We start from the raw sequence: 15,962 nt of genomic DNA, 5'->3' as shown, positions 1-15,962 counted from the left end.
AGGGCCGGGCGGCCGCCCGGCTCCTCCCCGGCACCACCCACCCGCACCGGGGAGAGGGGCCGGGGCCGGCTACGGCGGTCCGGCCGCGCCGGACGCGTTAGCGGGCGGGCGAGGGCTGCGGCACAGTGGTCGTATGGACGATCTCAACGCTCTTGCCGACGAGCACCTGGCCGCAGCCCGCGCCCACGTACATGGACGCAGCGCGCATCTCCTGCTGCGGCAGGCGCCTCTGCGGCAGACGGTGATCGCGCTCACCGAGGGCTCCGTCCTCGACGAGCACAACGCGCCTCCCGCCGCCTCACTCCAGGTGCTGCGCGGTGCGGTCAGGATCACCGCGAGCTCCGGGGACGTGGACCTCACGGCGGGCGGGCTGCACCCCATTCCCCAGGAGCGGCACGGCCTGCTGGCCCTGGAGGACGCGGTGGTGCTGCTCACGGCGGTGAACGACTGAGCCGGCCTGGAGTACGGCCGGAGGACCGAGGCATGAGAGAAAGGGAGCAGCCGGCACGTCGTGAGGCGTCCCGGCCGTCCGCCCTTCCCCCGTCCCCCGGAGAATCCGCGTGCCCAGCAGGACCGAAGACCCCGTCGCGGAACGCGCGGTGCCCCCGGCAGGGCGTACCGCCAGGAGGCACTGGCGCACCGCTCTGCGCCGGACCCCCGTCTCCTTGTGGAACGACGACCTCTCCGACTGGGCGGCCGCCCTCACCTACTACGCCATCCTGGCGCTGCTCCCCGCTCTCCTCGTCACCGTCTCCGTCATCGGCCTGGCCAACCCCGGAGCCACCAACGCCCTGATCACCGACATCACGGCCTTCGCACCGGCCGAGTCCGGAGCGGCGCTGCGGCGGCCCCTGGAGGCGGCCACCCAGGAGCGCACCGCCGTCTGGCTGTTCGTGGCCACCGGCAGCGTGAGCGCCGTGTGGTCCGCCTCCAGCTATCTGGCGGTCTTCCGCAGGGCGATGCACGCCATGCACCAGGTGGAGGACACCAGGCCCGCCCTGCGCCAGGTACACGTGATCGTGGTCTCGGCCATGGGGCTGCTCGTCCTGTTGATGGCCAGCGCCTTCGCTCTCGTGCTCACCGGGCCTCTGGCTCGCTGGCTCGGACGCCGTGCGGGCCTGGCACAGGCGAGCGAGACCCTCTGGGAAGGGCTCAAATGGCCCGTGATGCTCTGCCTGGTCGCCTGCCTCATCCTGGTTCTCTTCAGCACCGGTCCGCGCTCCGCCCGCAGTGTCCGGCAGGCGCTGCCCGGCGGGGTGCTCGCCGCGTTCCTGTGGCTGATCGCCTCGGCCGGTTTCGCGCTGTACGCGACACACATCGGCAGCTACAGCAGGCTGTACGGTTCGCTGGCCGGGCTGGTCGTCTTCCTGATCTGGATCTGGTTCACCAATCTCGCCCTGCTGGCCGGCGCCCAGTTCAACGTGGAACTGGCCCGCACAAGGACCTTTCAGGGGGGTGAGGCGTCCTGAAGGCCCCAGGGCCTTGTGGGAGCGCCCCATGCGGCGAGGACGGGGTGATGACCCGGACCGCTTACGTACGTCCCTACCGGCCCGCCGATCGGAAGGACCTCGCGGACGTCTGCGTCCGCACGGCCGACAACGGCGGTGACAGCACGCACCTTTGTCCCGACCCCGGGCTGATGCCCGCGCTGTTCGCCGAGCCCTACGCCCACCTCGAGCCCGAACTCGTCTTGGTCCTGGACGACGGCTCCGGACGCGCGGTCGGCCACGTCCTGGGAACCGCGGACACCCGGCGGTTCGTGGACGCCTTCCGGACGGTGTGGCTCCCCCTGGTCACGGACCGCTTCCCCGAAGCCGAAGGGGAAGCCGAAACGCCCACCGAGACGATGACTGCTCTCCTGCACCGCCCCGGACGCATGATCCTTCCGGAGCCGGACGACCACCCCGCGCACCTGCACATCGACCTGTTGCCGCCGTGGCGGCGCAAGGGGTACGGCCGGGAGCTGATGAACGCGTTCCTCGACGCCCTGCACCGGAAGGGGGTCCGGGCGGTCCATCTGTCCATGCTGACGGCGAACACCCCGGCCAGGGCCTTCTGCGACCGGCTCGGGTTCCGGGTGGTCGACGTACCCGTCCCCGGCGCACTCACCTGTCTGGGGCGCTCGACGGAGGGTGCGGAGCCGGCGCGCTGGGCAGGTAGTGGGGTGGCGAGCCCGGGGGAGGACCCAGGGCGCCGGTCCGGAGGGGTGAGGGCATGACGGAGCGGAGCGCGTGGAATTTCGCGGACGACCGGGGCCGGCTGGTGGCGGCGGACCGCCGGCCGTCCCGGGTGCTCGCGTACGTCCAGGCGGGAGCGACGCTGTGGGACTACGGGATACGCCCGGAGGGCATATTCGGCTCCGGGCACGACGGGGCGGAGCCCGACCGTGCGAAGACCGGCGCGCTCCCGCTGGGCGCCGTGGACTACCGCGGTTCGGGTGCCGACCTGGATGTGGACACACTGTTACGCGGCGCACCCGACCTGGTCGTCGCCGTCAGCTACGGCCACGGCCAGCTCTACGGACTGGACCCGGACACCGCCAAGCACCTGGAGGAGAGTGTTCCGGTCGTCGTCATCGACGTGGGCCAGGCCCGCACCCTGGACCGGGTCGCCGAGCGGTTCGCCGAACTCGCCCGCTCGCTCGGTGGCGCACCGGCCCCGGCCGCAGCGGCTGACCTGCACGCCGCCCGCGCACGTCTCCGCGCGGCCGCCCGCTCCGCTTCCGGAGGCCCCGGGGTGCTGGCCCTCTCGCCCGCGAACCAGGAACAGGTCCATGCCGCCCGCCCCCGGATGTGGCCCGAACTGCGCGTCCTGGACGAACTGGGGATCGGTCTCGTGTCCCCGCCGGAGGGGGCCGGAGCCAACTGGGCCACCGTCGGCTGGGCGGACGCGGCAGCCCTGGAGCCCGGCATCGTCCTGACGGACATCCGGTCCAACGCGATCCCGCTCGACGAGATCACCGCCCCCGCCTGGGAGGCTGCCGGGAGCCGCGCGCGGATCGTGCCGTGGAACCCGGAACCCCTGTGCAGCCCGCAGGCCCATGCGCGTTTCCTCGCGCTCGTGGCGGACGCGGTGGAGGGGGCGTCGGACGACTGAGCAGATCTCCCGGAAGAATTCTGCAAGAACTGTTCGGCGAAGTGCCGGGCGCCCCAGGCTGCCGCCGTGGAAAGCGACGCGCGCTCCGCGTGACCGGCCGTGGCGTCGTCGGACACGAACCGGTCCACCTACCTGGGCCTGGGCGCCGCAGGACCCAGCGAGAACGACCTCCCGCACCGTCGCGTCGGCGTGTCCGGGAGGGCTACCGCCCTCTCCGTGCAGTCGCTCGCCCTGCACCTCGTCGGGGCAACCGGCGGCCTGGTGGTCGGCGTGCCGCCGGCCGGAACGCTGCTGTGGGCCGGGCGCGCCGCCCCCGCTCCGCCGGCCGCTCCCGTCGTCGCACCCGAGCGGGGCGGGGGCCGGTCCGCTGCTCCGTACGGACGGCCCGGACCGAGCCCGGCCCCGCCGTCCGGGGGCTGCCCGAAGCAGAAAGCGAGCTCCCTCGGCCGGGGTGCGGGCCCTTACGGACGGCGGCAGAGCCCCCACCTGGGCCGCCACGGCCGGCCTCGACGTCGAGGAGGAGCCGGAAGAGGCGTTGACCAGCGCACCGGTCCCGGAGAGCCGAGCACCTCCAGGGTGTCCTAGTCCGTACCCCGGTCGTTCATTTCGTTATGACCGTGACCCTTACCGACATCGACCCACCGTCCACCACCGAACTGCTGACCGAGGCCCTCCTCGGTCCGGACCACCGCCGCGAGCACGGATTCTGGCAGCGGCTGATCAGCACAGAACCGTTCCGCCGCCCTGCCGGCGGAACGCCCGAAGAGCGACTGGACCTCGCCTACGACCGGTTGCGGATCCTCAACCAATCACTCGACAGCGGGGCACGCCTCGCCGCCGACCCACGCGCGCTGGCCGCCCTGCACGCCTGGCTGGGCCCGGTGGACCCCGCACTCACCACCGTGGCGGGCATCCACTACAACCTCTTCCTCGGCAGTCTCCTCGACCACGGCTGCGTCGTCCGTCGCGATCTGTCCGACTACCTGACGATGCGGCGCATCGGCACCTTCCTGTGTACCGAGGTGGCGCACGGCAACAACGCGTCCGCCATGGAGACCACCGCGACGTACGACCGTGAACGGGACGGATTCGTCCTGCACACCCCGAACGCGGGCGCGCAGAAGTTCATGCCCAACACCAGTCCGGCGGGCGGAGCGAAGTCCGGGCTGGTCGCCGCACGCCTGGTGGCGGACGGGTCCGACCACGGGGTACGCCTCTTCCTGGTACCGCTCACCGACGAGGCACAGGCGCTGCCGGGTATCCGGGTACGGCGGCTCCCCGCACGGATGGGCAGCCCGGTGGACCACTGCCTGACCTCGTTCGACCGGGTCTTCGTCGCCCGGGACGCCCTGCTGGAATCCGGCGAGGAGGGCGACAGCCCGGGGGAGTTCAGAACAGGTCCCGGAGACAGGCGGCGACGCTTCCTGACCTCGATCGGGCGGGTCACCCCCGGCCGGATCTCCATGAGTGCCTGCGCGGCGGGATCGGCCCGCGCGACCCTGGCAGTCGCCGTGCGCTACGGCGGACACCGGCTGATCTCGGGGGGCCGGGGCAAGCCGCTCGTGCCCGTCAACGCCCACCGGTCACACCACGGACCGCTCGCTTCGGCCATGGCCACGGTCTTCGCCATGAGCCTGCTGTACCGCAGGGCGCAGGAGCGCTGGGAAGCCTGTACGGACGCGGGCGGCCGGACGGAGGCGGGGAGGCTCGTCGACGTCGCCAAGGCATGGATCACCTGGCGGGCCCGTGAGGTGATCGTCGAGAGCCGCGAACGCTGCGGCGCGCAGGCGCTGCTGGAGAACAACGGCATGACCGAACTCGTCACGGGCGTGGAAGGAGCCATCACCGCCGAGGGCGACAACATCGCCCTCTGCGTCAAGGTGGCGGCCGACATGCTCCTCGCCGCCGAACCGGGCAGCGAGAGCGCCCCGGACCGGGACCCGGGCACCGGTGACCTGACCGACCCGCGTTTCCTCGGCCGGCTCCTCGCCTCGGTCCAGGACATCTGGTTCGCACGGGCCAGGACCCGCGCCCTGAGGGCGCCCGACAGTGACTCCCTCGGGCGGTGGAACGCGGCCTCGGGCCCCGCCCTGCGCGGCGTCGAGGCCTTCGCGTACCGGCAGGCCGCAGAGGCGTACGCCGAGGCCCGCGCCGCGCTGCCCGAAGGGGCGGCCCGGGACCGGATGGGCGAGCTGGAGCGGCTGTTCGCCGTCGAGTGGGTGGCTCGTAACAGCGGCGATCTGCTGGCCGCCGGACTCCTGAGCGGTGACCAGGTCGACGCCCTGCCGGAGTTTGCCGAGGAACTGATCGCGGCTGTCGCCGCCCACGCCCCGGAACTGGCCGACTCCTTCGCCCTGCCCGAGGAACTGCTCGCCGACTGGCCGATCGCCGGAGCCGGGTACGCGGATGCGTACGACGACTCCCGGGGCCCCTGGAAGACCGGCCCGGAGGCCACCCGATGAGCACGGCGAACAGGGAACGGACGGTGTGCGGGCGCCTGGGCGAGCGCCTGGAGATCCTGGGTCTGCGCACCGTGCTGCTGGCCTACTGGGGCACCGCGTCCGTGTGCGCCCGCCGGTGCGGGAAGCCGCAGACGGGCGGCGGCGAATCGGTTCACCACAAGCGCTGACCCGTCCGACGGCCTGCCGGTACGGAGGAGCGGCCCTCCTCGGTACCGGCAGGCCCCCCAAGGGCGCCGACAGGCCGCGTGATAGCTTGCAGGCGCCAGTCACACTCCACGTGGAGTCAGGGAATCCGGTGAGAATCCGGAGCTGACGCGCAGCGGTGAGGGGGACGGGCGGGGCCACGGCCACTGGGACACCCTCGGGTGCACCGGGAAGGCGCCCCGTCCGGACGAACCCGAGTCCGAAGACCTGCTGGCAACCGTTTCCGTACCGGGAGCGGAACACCGTAGCGGGCTTCGCGCATGAGCCCTGGGACGCCGAGGGAATCCGTGCCGCGCATAACCAGCACCGTACGCCGAACCGCTTTGCTCATCACGGGACTTGTCGTCCTCACGGCCTGCGGCGGTGGCGTGAGCCCCCCCGACGGCGAGACACGGGAGGCCGCAGCCGCCGGGTTCCCCGTGACACTGGAGAACTGCGGCCGCACGGTGACCGTCGACGCGCCACCGCGTCACGCCGTCTCCCTCAACCAGGGATCGACGGAGATCCTGCTCTCCCTGGGCCTCGCCGGCCGGCTCGCCGGAAGCGCGACCTGGACCGACCCCGTGATGAAGGGACTGGAGAAGGACGAAGCGACCGTGCCCCGGATCGCCGAGAACCAGCCCTCCTCGGAGAAGGTCCTCGCCGAGGAACCTGACTTCGTCAGCGCCTCGTTCGAATCCACCCTGGGAAAGGGAGGTGTGGCATCCCGTGACCGGTTCGCGGAACTGGGCGTACCGACGTACCTCTCGCCCGCCGACTGCGTGGGCAAGGACAACCACGGCAGCAGCGACGGCTCCCGCACCGAACCGCTGACCATGGATCCCGTCTACGGCGAGGTACGCGACCTGGCCGAGGTGTTCGGCGTCCCGGAGCGGGGCGAGAAGCTGATCACGAGCCTCGAAGGCCGCATCGACAAGGCGGCGGCGGACATCGACGCGTCCGACGCCACCCTGCTCTACTGGTTCGCCAACGCCGAGGCTCCCTACCTCGCGGGCTGCTGCGGCGCCCCCGGCATCATCACCGAAGCACTCGGCGCGAAGAACGTCTTCGACGACACGCACGAGGAATGGCCGCAGATCAACTGGGAGACGGTCGCCGACCGCGACCCCGACGTGCTGGTCATCGGTGACCTGACCCGCACGTCGCAGACGGCCGAGAGCGCCGAGAAGAAGATCGAGTTCCTGGAGTCCAACCCCGCCACGAAAAATCTGGACGCCGTCCGGCACAAGCGTTATGTCCTGCTCAGCGGCCAGGCCATGAATCCGACCATCCGGACCGTGGAGGGCGTCGAACGCGTCGCGGCAGGGCTGCGCTCGTTCGGACTCGCAAGGTGACGAAGACCGACCATGCGCCGGACGTACGCGGGGCCCGGCAGCCCGCGCCCCGGGCGGACGCCGGAGCCCGGCTCCTGCGCGACGGCCTCCTGTGGGGCGTCGGCGTCGCTCTGCTGCTCCTGTCCGTCGCGGTGGCCGTCACGATCGGACCCGCCCGCATCTCCGTCCCGGACGTGTGGTCGGCGGTGGCCTCGCACCTCGGCCTCGGTGACGGGCGGCTGACCCCGGTCCGGGACGGCATCATCTGGGACCTGCGCATGCCCCGCACCCTGCTCGCCGCGGTGTGCGGGGCCGGACTCGCGGTGTGCGGCGCCGTGATGCAGTCACTGCTGCGCAACCCGCTCGCCGACCCGTTCGTCCTCGGCGTCTCCTCGGGTGCGTCCACCGGTGCGGTCGTGGTCGTGGTCCTGGGCGTCGGCGGGGGAGCGGTGTCCGTCTCCGGCGGTGCCTTCGCCGGGGCGCTGTGCTCGTTCGCGCTCGTCCTGCTGCTCAGTCACACACTCGGCGGATCCACCGACCGGGTCGTCCTCTCCGGCGTCGCGGCCATGCAGCTCTTCTCCGCGCTCACCTCCTTCGTCGTGATGACCGCGGCCGACGCGGAGCAGACCCGGGGTGTGCTCTTCTGGCTGCTCGGTTCGCTGAGCGGGGCAGGCTGGACCGACGTGTGGATGTGCTCCGCCGTACTGGCGGCGACCCTGACGATCTGTCTCGGCCATGCCCGTACCCTCGACGCCTTCGCCTTCGGCCAGGACGCCGCGGCAGCCCTCGGGGTGCACGTGGCCCGCACCCGGGTGGTGCTGCTCTGCACGACCGCGCTGCTGACCGCCGCCCTCGTCAGCTCGGCGGGCGCCATCGGGTTCGTCGGACTCGTTCTGCCGCATGCCGCCCGGGCGCTGACGGGGGCCGGGCACCGGAGGTTGCTCCCGGTGACCGTGCTCGCCGGAGCGGTCTTCCTGGTCTGGGCCGACACCCTGGCCAGGACCGTCCTCGACCCGCAGGAGGTCCCGGTCGGTGTGGTCACCTCCCTCATCGGGGTGCCCGCCTTCGTCCTCGTCCTCCACCGCACGCGGAGGAACGCATGAGCCGGGAGGAGCACGGGAAAGGCATCCCCGCCGACGGCCTGCGGGCCGCGCGGGTCAGCAGGGAGGCCGGCGGGAGAATCGTCCTCGACGGAGTGAGCATCGCGCCGCCGCCCGGCACCACGGTCGGCCTCCTCGGGCCGAACGGCTGCGGCAAGACCACACTGCTGCGGGTGATGGCGGGTGTACTCGCCCCCGGCGCGGGTGTCGTCACCCTCGACGGACGCACGCTCGCCGAAACCGGCCGGCGAGCCGTGGCCCGTCGCGTCGCCGTCGTCGACCAGCACGCGGTCACCCAGGTCGACCTGAGCGTGCTGGACGTCGTCCGCCTCGGCCGCATCCCGCACCGGCGCGCCTGGTCGGCGTCCGGTTCCGAGGACGAGGACGCCGTACGCGAGGCCCTGGCGCACACCGGACTCACCGGCCGGGCCGGGCAGTCCTGGCACACCCTGTCCGGTGGTGAGCGCCAGCGCGTCCAGATCGCCCGTGCCCTGGCCCAGCAGCCGCGTGAACTCCTGCTGGACGAACCCACGAACCACTTGGACATCCAGCACCAGCTGGAACTGCTGTCCCTGGTCGCCGCACTGCCCGTCACCACCGTGGTCGCGCTGCACGACCTCAATCTGGCCGCGATGTTCTGCGACCGGGTCACGGTGATGAGAGAAGGCCGCGTGGTGGCCGGCGGAACGCCCTCGGAGGTGATCACCGAGGAACTCATCGCCGATGTCTACCGCGTACGCGCGGTGGTGACACCCGAAGGGCCGGAGGGGCGCCCCTCGGTGCGGTTCCTGCCGGGAAGAGCCCCCCGAGGGGGCCCGCAACGCGGCGAGGGGGCAGGCCCGTGAACCACCCGGGTCCGCCCCTCGCTGCTGTCGTGCGGCTTCTCGCCGCTGTGTGAGGGGTCAGCGACGACGTCCCTGGCCGAACTCGCCGCCCGTGTCCTTGCCGCTGCCCGTGTCCTTGCCGCTGCCCGTGTCCTTGCCGTCCGCGTAGTCGATCTTCTCCTTGCGGATCTCGGCGGAGACTTCCTTCTGTTCGGTCACCTTGCTGGTCTCGAGGTGGACCCGTTCCACCGGGACCGCCTCCTTGCGGACGGTGGCGCGTTCGGCGTGCAGGGTGACTTCGACGTCCTGTTCGCCGAGGTCGTTCGTTCCCTTCGTGCCCGTCACCTTCTCGCCCGGCCGCATGGGCTCGCGCACCACGCGTACCTCTTCGTGGGACACCGGGACCGTCCGCGTGACGTTCTCGGTCACGACGTACTTGTGCAGGCGTGCCTTTCCGCTCTCGTACTCCTCCGTGCCCACCTGGAGCTGTTCCTCGGACCGGATCATGTCCTCCCGGCCTCCGGCACCCGCGGCGGACCGTTCGGCTCCGGCTCCGGCGAGCGGACGCGACGTGGAGGAGTCCGCCGTGTCGCGGTGCCTGCCCGCGCCTGCTGCGGTGCCGGCCGTCTTCGCCTGGCCGGTCCCGGCCGTGCGGGCGGTACCGGCTGCGCCGGCCGCACCCATGGCTCCCGTCCCGGTTCCGGACGTCGTACGGGCGTTGCCGCCCGCCCCGGCGTGGCCGGCGCCCTTCCTGGTCATTCCGTAGTGCCGGTAGAGCTCCTCCTCCTCCGATACGGAGAGGTGCGCGTCCGCGTCGACCCGGGGGGCGTCCTTGACCCGCTCCTTCGGATGCGAGACGTGCAGGTCGGAGCCCACGCGGCGGGCTCCTGCAAGCGGTACGAAGCTCTCCTTCATGCCGAACATGCCGGTCTTGACCGTGATCCAGTCGGGCCTGCCGGTGTCGTCGTCGACGTACACCCGTCCCACTGTGCCGACCTTCTCTCCGTCACTGTCGTAGACGGTCAGACCGTCGAGTTCTCCGGAATCCGTGAAACCGTCAGCGGCTCCCATGGCCGATCCCTCCTCGCCCGGGCGCGTCCTGCGGTTGGGTCCAGCAGAGGAGGCGCGTCCGGATTCCATCGCGCCTCACCCGCTTGGCCGCTGCAACTTCCCGGCCTGGGCGGCGGGCTGCCCAGACCACCGGGGGAGGGCGATGGCCCAGCTCCACGCGGATATCGGCCCGTCACGTGGATTACGCCATTCGGGTGAATGCTTTCCCGGGTGCGCCTGATGCGGGGCCCCGGTCCGCCCGTATGATCGACGCGCCGTTGCCGACCGCCGGCAGGCCTTCACGGGGGTGCGCCATCGGATCTGCGGACATCTTCCTGCCCCGTCAGCGCGGCGAGTTGCTGACGCGGCAGGAGGACGGCCTGGGGCTGCACCATCTGGTCTGGCGGCTGGGACCTGGCTGGCGGGTGTGCAGCAGCGCCGTGCTGGGCGGCGGGATCGGCCCACGCGCCTGGATCCTGAACGCGCAGGTGCCCGGCGGCTATCCCCGGCTCGACCCCGACCGGCACCTCGCGGAGATCGCGGTGGCCGAAGCTCTCGACGGCCCGGGTGCCGGGCTGATGACCGCCGCCGATGTCACCGCGTACACCGTCGCCGACGACGGAGGCGTGAGCGCCACCGTCACCAGCGGCCTCGGCGTACGGGGATGGGCCGCGACCCCCGCCCCGGGCGCCGACGGCGCGCTCCCACCGGGCACCGTCAACATCGTCGTCACCCTCCCCGTGGCGCTCTCCGACGCCGCCCTGGTCAACGCGGTGGCCACCGCCACCGAGGCGAAGGTCCAGGCGCTCGTGGACGCCGGACTCGACTGCTCCGGGACGCCGACGGACGCGGTGTGCGTGGCCGCACCCGATCCGGGAGAGCAGGCCGGGGAGCCGTTCGCCGGTCCGCGTTCGCGCTGGGGCGCGCGACTCGCCAGGGCCGTGCACCGCGCCACTCTGGAGAGCGCGCTGCGGCAGTCTTGAGACCCACTGGTCCCGAGACCGCCCCGCACCGACGAAGGGAACACCTCCATGGCCACCGCATCCCCCGCCGACGCCGCCCCCGGCACGCCGTCCGTCGCGGTCCTCGGCACCGGGATCATGGGATCCGGGATGGCCCGCAGCCTCCTCAGGGCGCAGCTGTCCGTCCGCGTCTGGAACCGCACACGGTCCAAGGCGGAGCCGCTGGCCGTCCAGGGCGCCACCGTGACGGAGACGGCGGAGGAAGCGGTACGCGGAGCGGACGTCGTCCTCACCGCCCTGAACGACGGCCGGTCGGTGGCGGACACCCTCACCGCCGCGACGCCCGGTCTGCACCCGGGGCAGGTCTGGCTGCAGAGCTCCACCGTCGGTCTCGATGCCACGATCGACCTCGTCCACCGGGCCGCCGGACTGGGACTGGTCTATCTCGACGCCCCGGTATCCGGAACCAAGCAGCCCGCGGAGCAGGGCACACTCACCGTTTTCGTCTCCGGTCCGTCCAGTGCCCGCGCGACGGCGCTGCCCGTCCTGGAGGCGATCGGGCAGCGCACCGTATGGGTCGGTGAGGAACCGGGAGCCGCCACCCGGCTCAAGCTCGTCGCCAACACCTGGGTGATCAACATGGTCAACAGCGTGGCGGAATGCCTCAATCTCGCCGAGGGACTCGGGCTCGATCCGCAGCTCTTCCTGGACGCGGTGAAGGGCGGACCGCTGGACACGCCGTATCTCCAGGGCAAGTCCGCGGCGGTGCTCTCCGGCGACCTCTCCCCGAGCTTCGCGCTCTCCACCGCGCTCAAGGACTCCCGGCTGATCCTCGACGCCGCCGGGGCGTCCGGAGTGAAGCTCGACCTGGTCGCCGCCTCCGCCGAGCGGTTCGCCCGGGCGGAGGCGGCCGGACACGGCGGCCAGGACATGATCGCCACGTACTACGCGGGCCGTTCCGCGTAGCCGGTCAGACCACGGTCACCGGATGCCTCACCACCGCGTCGAAGAGGTATCCCTGCGTGTTGTGCGCGGTCGTCGCCGGCTGGGTGCGGCCCGAGCGGTCCGTCGCCCGCGCGAGCAGGACGCCCGGGCCCGTCTCCTCCGGGACCCAGTCGGCGGCCCAACGGACCCAGCTCCCGGACCTGGGCTCGTCGCGCAGCCGCGCGGGACGCCACCGGGTCCCCCCGTCGGTACTGACCTCGACCGAACGCACCGGTGCGCCGCCCGACCAGGAGCGACCGGTGAGCACATGCCTGCGACGGGCGGCGAAGGAGGCACCGGGTGCGAGCTCGAACGCGCTCTTGAGCGTCTGGCGGGTCAGTGGCGCGCTGCCCCCGGGCGGGTACCCGGGGCCGAAGAGCCGGTACAGCCCTGTGTTCCACGGGGTCAGCAGCGGCTCCGCGCTCACCTCGATGTCACCCACCCACTTGATGTTCGCTACGCCCACCCACGACGGCACGATCAGCCGGACCGGAGCGCCGTGGTCGGGCGGCAGAGGCTCGCCGTTCATCTCGTAGGCGAGGAGCACGTCGTCCAGGGCCTTCGCCACCGGCAGTGGCCTGCGCACCCGGCCCAGGTCGGTTCCGTCGCTGATGACCTCCGCGTCCAGGCCACGCGGCAGCACGTCGAGCGCGTGCCGGCCGATCCCGGCCCGGCGCAGCACCTCGGCGAGCCGTACGCCGCGCCAGCGCGCCGTCCCGATCGCGCCCAGGGTCCAGGCGGTGCCGCTGACCTGCTGGCCCTGCTGCGAGGCGAAGAAGCTCCGGCCGTTGCCGGCGCACTCGACGAACGCGGTGCGGGCGATGGAGGGCAGTGCCCGCAGCGCCTCGTACGAGAAGTCCACGGGACCACCGGTGAGTCCGCTGCCCCAGACGGTCAGCTTCCACCGCGCCGTGTCGATGATCGGGGTCAAGGTGTGATTGCGGACGAAGAAGCGGTCGACGGGAGTGAGCAGCCCCGTGCCCCGCAGCGCCGCGAAGTTCGTCTCGGCGTTGGTGCCGCGCACCGTGAACAGCTCCGGCGGCAAGGGCTTCACCACCCCGGCGAACGACTGCGCCACGTGGGCGGGGGACGCGGCGGCCGGGATCAGCGGGGCCGCGACCGAGGCCGCGGCGATCAGTCTCAGCAGATCACGACGGTCGATCCCTGCCATTCTCGCACGCCCGCGGGTCCACAGGCGTAGCCGCGTCCGGTCGTATGCCGCTTCGGACAGGGGCACGGAATTCATGGGCGCTCCAGAGGAAGAAGTCTGCGGTCAGGACCGGTGGGCCGGAGGGCCGGAGTGCAGCAGCTCCCTTACGAGGGCACCCACCTGGCCGGCCTCGATGAGGAACCCGTCGTGCCCGTACGGGGATTCGATGATCCGGAGACGGTCCGCGCCGGGCAGGCACGCCGCCGTCCCGGCCTGCTGCGCCGGTGGGTACAACCGGTCCGAGTCGATGCCGGCGATCAGGGCGGGCATGTCCGCCCGGCGCAGCGCCCGCGCGACACCACCGCGGCCCCGGCCCACGTCGTGTGCGTTCATCGCCTCGGTGAGCACCGTGTAACTGCCGGCGTCGAAACGGCGCACCAGCTTGCCCGCGTGATGGTCGAGGTACGACTCCACCTGGTAGCGCCCGCCCTGTGAGGGCAGCTCGCCGGGCTGCGCCCGTCGGCCGAACCGCGTCCCCAGCTCCGCCTCGCTGCGATACGTGACGTGGGCGATCCGCCGGGCCAGGCCGAGTCCCCGGTGCGGCCCCGAGCCGGGCGGGGCGTCGTGGTAGCGGCCCTGCTGCCAGCCCGGGTCGTTCCTGATCGCCGCGATCTGCGTGCTTCCCCAAGCGATCTGTTCGGCCGAGGCCGCGGCAGGTGCGGCGAGCACCAGCAGCGACCCCGTACGGCCGGGGCGGCTCACCGCCCACTCGAGCGCCCGCATCCCGCCCATGGAGCCGCCGATCACAGCGGCCCATCGGCCGATTCCCAGGGCATCGGCGAGCAGGGCCTCCGCCGCCACCTGGTCACGGATCGTCAGGTACGGGAAGGCGGGGCCCCAGGGGACGCCGTCGGGCCGCCGGGAGGACGGGCCGGTGCTGCCCTGGCAGCCGCCCAGCACGTTCGGTGCCACGACGAACCAGCGATCGGTGTCCAGTGCCCTGCCCGGGCCGATCAGCGCGTCCCACCAGCCTGCCGTCGGGTGCCCGGGCCCGGCGGGGCCTGCCGCGTGGCTGTCACCTGTCAGAGCGTGCAGGACCAGCACCGCGTTGGCACCGTCCGGCGCGAGCCGGCCCCACGTCTCGTACGCCAGCCGTACATCCGGCAGCGCGTCACCGGATTCGAGCCCCAGCGGACCGTCGAGCGCCACCCACGCACGGCGGCCGGGCGGGTCCCCCTCCCGCCAGCCCCCGGACGCCGGTGGAAGGGGGAGTGCCGGCGGTGCGGCGACCCGGTTCAGGACGCCGCCTTCGCGGCGCGGAACCCTGCCTCCAGATCCGCCTTGAGGTCGTCCACGTTCTCCAGGCCCACGGAGAGCCGCACCAGGCCGGCGGTGGCGCCCGTGGCGGCGAGCTGCTCCTCGGTCAGCTGGCTGTGTGTCGTGGACGCCGGGTGGATGATCAGGCTCCGCACGTCACCGATGTTGGCGAGATGACTGAACAGTTCGACCGCGTCCACGAACCGCTTGCCCGCTTCCACCCCGTCCCGGAGTTCGAAGGCGAGCACGGCACCGGCGCCGCGGGGCAGGTAGCGTTGTCCGGCCGCGTACCAGGGGCTCGTCTCGAGCCCGGCGTAGTGCACCGCCGCTACCTCGTCCCGGTCCTCCAGCCAGCGGGCCAGGGCCAGCGCGTTGGACGTGTGCCGCTCCAGGCGCAGGCTCAGCGTCTCCACGCCCTGCAGGAGCAGGAAGGCCGAGTGCGGGGCGAGCGCGGGTCCGAGGTCGCGCAGCAGCTGCACCCGCAGCTTCACGGCGAAGGCGCCGTGTCCGAGGTCCGGCCAGTAGCGCAGGCCGTGGTAGCTGGGATCGGGGGCGTGGAAGTCCGCGAAGCGCTCGGCGTGCGCGCCGAAGTCGAAGGTACCGCCGTCCACGACGACGCCGCCGATCGTCGTACCGTGCCCCCCGAGGAACTTCGTCGCCGAGTGGACCACGATGTCCGCACCGTGCTCCAGCGGCCGCAGGAGGTAAGGGGTGGGCACCGTGTTGTCGACGATCAGTGGAACTCCGGCGGCGTGCGCCACGTCCGCCACGTTCCGGATGTCGAGGACGTCGCCGCGCGGATTGCCGAGCGTCTCCGCGAACAGGGCCTTGGTGCCGGGCCTGATCGCCGCTCGCCACGCCTCGATGTCGTCGGGATCCTCCACGAACGACACCTCGATGCCGAACCGGGGGAGGGTATGGCGGAACAGGTTGTACGTACCGCCGTAGAGGGAGGCGGAGGAGACGATGTGGTCCCCGGAGCCCGCCAGGGTCAGGAGCGCGAGTGTCTCGGCGGCCTGGCCCGAGGCGAGCGCGACGGCGGCGGCTCCGCCCTCGAGCGCGGCGATCCGCTGTTCCAGGACGTCCTGCGTGGGGTTGTGGATCCGTGTGTAGATGTTGCCGGGCTCGGCCAGCGAGAAGAGGTCGGCCGCGTGCTTGGTGTCCTTGAAGACGAATGACGCCGACTGGTAGATCGGCACCGCCCGGGCGCCTGTCGTCGGATCGGGGACCGCGCCCGAATGGATCTGCTTGGTCTCGAAGGACCACGCGGTCCCGGCGCCCTGCCGGTCGTGGTCCTCGGGGGTGTGTCCTGCGGTGAGGGAGTCGACGGGCTGGCTCATGTCATACCTCGCACGGTCGTTCGGGGATGTCCGCGCGAGCACGGTGGCGACGCGGCGGCGTACTGGTTACGGACCGTAGAGGCCGCCCGCGCCGGGACGGAAGCGGAACGCGCACGTGGCCACGAAGCTGCAATGCCGCCGCAACAGGACCGGGCCGGCC

15 protein-coding genes and 1 riboswitch are annotated in these 15,962 nt (G+C 72.3%); of the genes, 11 read left to right on the top strand and 4 right to left on the bottom strand.

The window, feature by feature from the left end; all coding sequences use genetic code 11:
- Window positions 1-133 precede the first annotated feature (133 nt).
- The 9 genes from ACF1FZ_RS15800 to ACF1FZ_RS15760 all read left to right on the top strand — a co-directional run bounded on the left by ACF1FZ_RS15800 (window position 134) and on the right by ACF1FZ_RS15760 (window position 9,020).
- A complete protein-coding gene (locus tag ACF1FZ_RS15800) occupies window positions 134-451 on the top strand; it encodes a cupin (RefSeq protein ID WP_391773952.1) in 318 nt (105 codons plus the stop codon).
- Between the two features lie 109 nt (window positions 452-560).
- Complete coding sequence (locus ACF1FZ_RS15795; RefSeq protein WP_391773951.1) at window positions 561-1,469, top strand: YihY/virulence factor BrkB family protein; 909 nt, start codon at window positions 561-563, stop codon at window positions 1,467-1,469.
- Window positions 1,470-1,516: 47 nt separating this feature from the next.
- Window positions 1,517-2,218 carry a GNAT family N-acetyltransferase gene (locus ACF1FZ_RS15790; protein WP_391773950.1) on the top strand — a complete coding sequence of 234 codons (702 nt, stop codon included), beginning with the start codon at window positions 1,517-1,519 and terminating at the stop codon, window positions 2,216-2,218.
- Entirely contained in the window at window positions 2,215-3,096 is an 882-nt protein-coding gene (locus ACF1FZ_RS15785; protein ID WP_391773949.1) for an ABC transporter substrate-binding protein, read from the top strand. The genes ACF1FZ_RS15790 and ACF1FZ_RS15785 overlap by 4 nt, the downstream gene beginning before the upstream one ends.
- Before the next feature lie 611 nt (window positions 3,097-3,707).
- Window positions 3,708-5,558: an acyl-CoA dehydrogenase gene (locus ACF1FZ_RS15780; RefSeq protein WP_391773948.1), complete on the top strand. Its 1,851-nt coding sequence runs from the start codon at window positions 3,708-3,710 to the stop codon at window positions 5,556-5,558.
- Window positions 5,555-5,725: a hypothetical protein gene (locus tag ACF1FZ_RS15775; RefSeq protein ID WP_391773947.1), complete on the top strand. Its 171-nt coding sequence runs from the start codon at window positions 5,555-5,557 to the stop codon at window positions 5,723-5,725. Before ACF1FZ_RS15780 ends, ACF1FZ_RS15775 begins: the two co-directional genes overlap by 4 nt.
- 79 nt (window positions 5,726-5,804) lie before the next feature.
- A riboswitch (cobalamin riboswitch) is annotated at window positions 5,805-5,992 on the top strand.
- A 30-nt stretch (window positions 5,993-6,022) separates the two neighbouring features.
- On the top strand, window positions 6,023-7,096 hold the full coding sequence (locus ACF1FZ_RS15770) for an ABC transporter substrate-binding protein (RefSeq protein ID WP_391773946.1): 1,074 nt from the start codon (window positions 6,023-6,025) through the stop codon (window positions 7,094-7,096).
- The gene (locus ACF1FZ_RS15765; protein WP_391773945.1) at window positions 7,093-8,178 is read left to right on the top strand and encodes a FecCD family ABC transporter permease; all 1,086 of its coding nucleotides are present in this window, start codon (window positions 7,093-7,095) and stop codon (window positions 8,176-8,178) included. Before ACF1FZ_RS15770 ends, ACF1FZ_RS15765 begins: the two co-directional genes overlap by 4 nt.
- Window positions 8,175-9,020, top strand: a complete 846-nt coding sequence (locus tag ACF1FZ_RS15760; RefSeq protein ID WP_391773944.1) for an ABC transporter ATP-binding protein — start codon at window positions 8,175-8,177, stop codon at window positions 9,018-9,020. The genes ACF1FZ_RS15765 and ACF1FZ_RS15760 overlap by 4 nt, the downstream gene beginning before the upstream one ends.
- A 57-nt stretch (window positions 9,021-9,077) precedes the next feature.
- Here ACF1FZ_RS15760 and ACF1FZ_RS15755 read toward each other — a convergent pair whose 3' ends face one another.
- Window positions 9,078-10,070, bottom strand: coding sequence for a PRC and DUF2382 domain-containing protein (locus ACF1FZ_RS15755; protein WP_391773943.1), 993 nt, complete (start codon window positions 10,068-10,070; stop codon window positions 9,078-9,080).
- 242 nt (window positions 10,071-10,312) lie between these two features.
- Here ACF1FZ_RS15755 and ACF1FZ_RS15750 point away from each other — a divergent pair, with 242 nt between their 5' ends.
- Window positions 10,313-11,032 carry an adenosylcobinamide amidohydrolase gene (locus ACF1FZ_RS15750; protein ID WP_391773942.1) on the top strand — a complete coding sequence of 240 codons (720 nt, stop codon included), beginning with the start codon at window positions 10,313-10,315 and terminating at the stop codon, window positions 11,030-11,032.
- A gap of 48 nt (window positions 11,033-11,080) precedes the next feature.
- Window positions 11,081-11,977 (top strand): NAD(P)-dependent oxidoreductase, encoded by an 897-nt coding sequence (locus tag ACF1FZ_RS15745; protein ID WP_391773941.1) that lies wholly within the window; start codon window positions 11,081-11,083, stop codon window positions 11,975-11,977.
- A gap of 4 nt (window positions 11,978-11,981) precedes the next feature.
- Here ACF1FZ_RS15745 and ACF1FZ_RS15740 read toward each other — a convergent pair whose 3' ends face one another.
- Genes ACF1FZ_RS15740 through ACF1FZ_RS15730 form a run of 3 tightly spaced genes read right to left on the bottom strand, consistent with a single transcriptional unit; the run spans window position 11,982 to window position 15,802 of the window.
- Window positions 11,982-13,241 carry a sulfite oxidase gene (locus ACF1FZ_RS15740; RefSeq protein WP_391773940.1) on the bottom strand — a complete coding sequence of 420 codons (1,260 nt, stop codon included), beginning with the start codon at window positions 13,239-13,241 and terminating at the stop codon, window positions 11,982-11,984.
- Between the two features lie 27 nt (window positions 13,242-13,268).
- Complete coding sequence (locus ACF1FZ_RS15735; protein WP_391774028.1) at window positions 13,269-14,444, bottom strand: homoserine O-acetyltransferase; 1,176 nt, start codon at window positions 14,442-14,444, stop codon at window positions 13,269-13,271.
- The gene (locus ACF1FZ_RS15730; RefSeq protein ID WP_391773939.1) at window positions 14,441-15,802 is read right to left on the bottom strand and encodes a bifunctional o-acetylhomoserine/o-acetylserine sulfhydrylase; all 1,362 of its coding nucleotides are present in this window, start codon (window positions 15,800-15,802) and stop codon (window positions 14,441-14,443) included. The genes ACF1FZ_RS15735 and ACF1FZ_RS15730 overlap by 4 nt, the downstream gene beginning before the upstream one ends.
- Window positions 15,803-15,962 lie beyond the last annotated feature (160 nt).

Origin of the sequence: Streptomyces sp. NPDC014623 (assembly GCF_043088245.1) — a bacterium.
GTDB lineage: Bacteria > Actinomycetota > Actinomycetes > Streptomycetales > Streptomycetaceae > Streptomyces.
The sequence above is the reverse complement of the archived record's forward strand: the minus strand, read 5'-3'. Positions and strand labels throughout refer to the sequence as shown.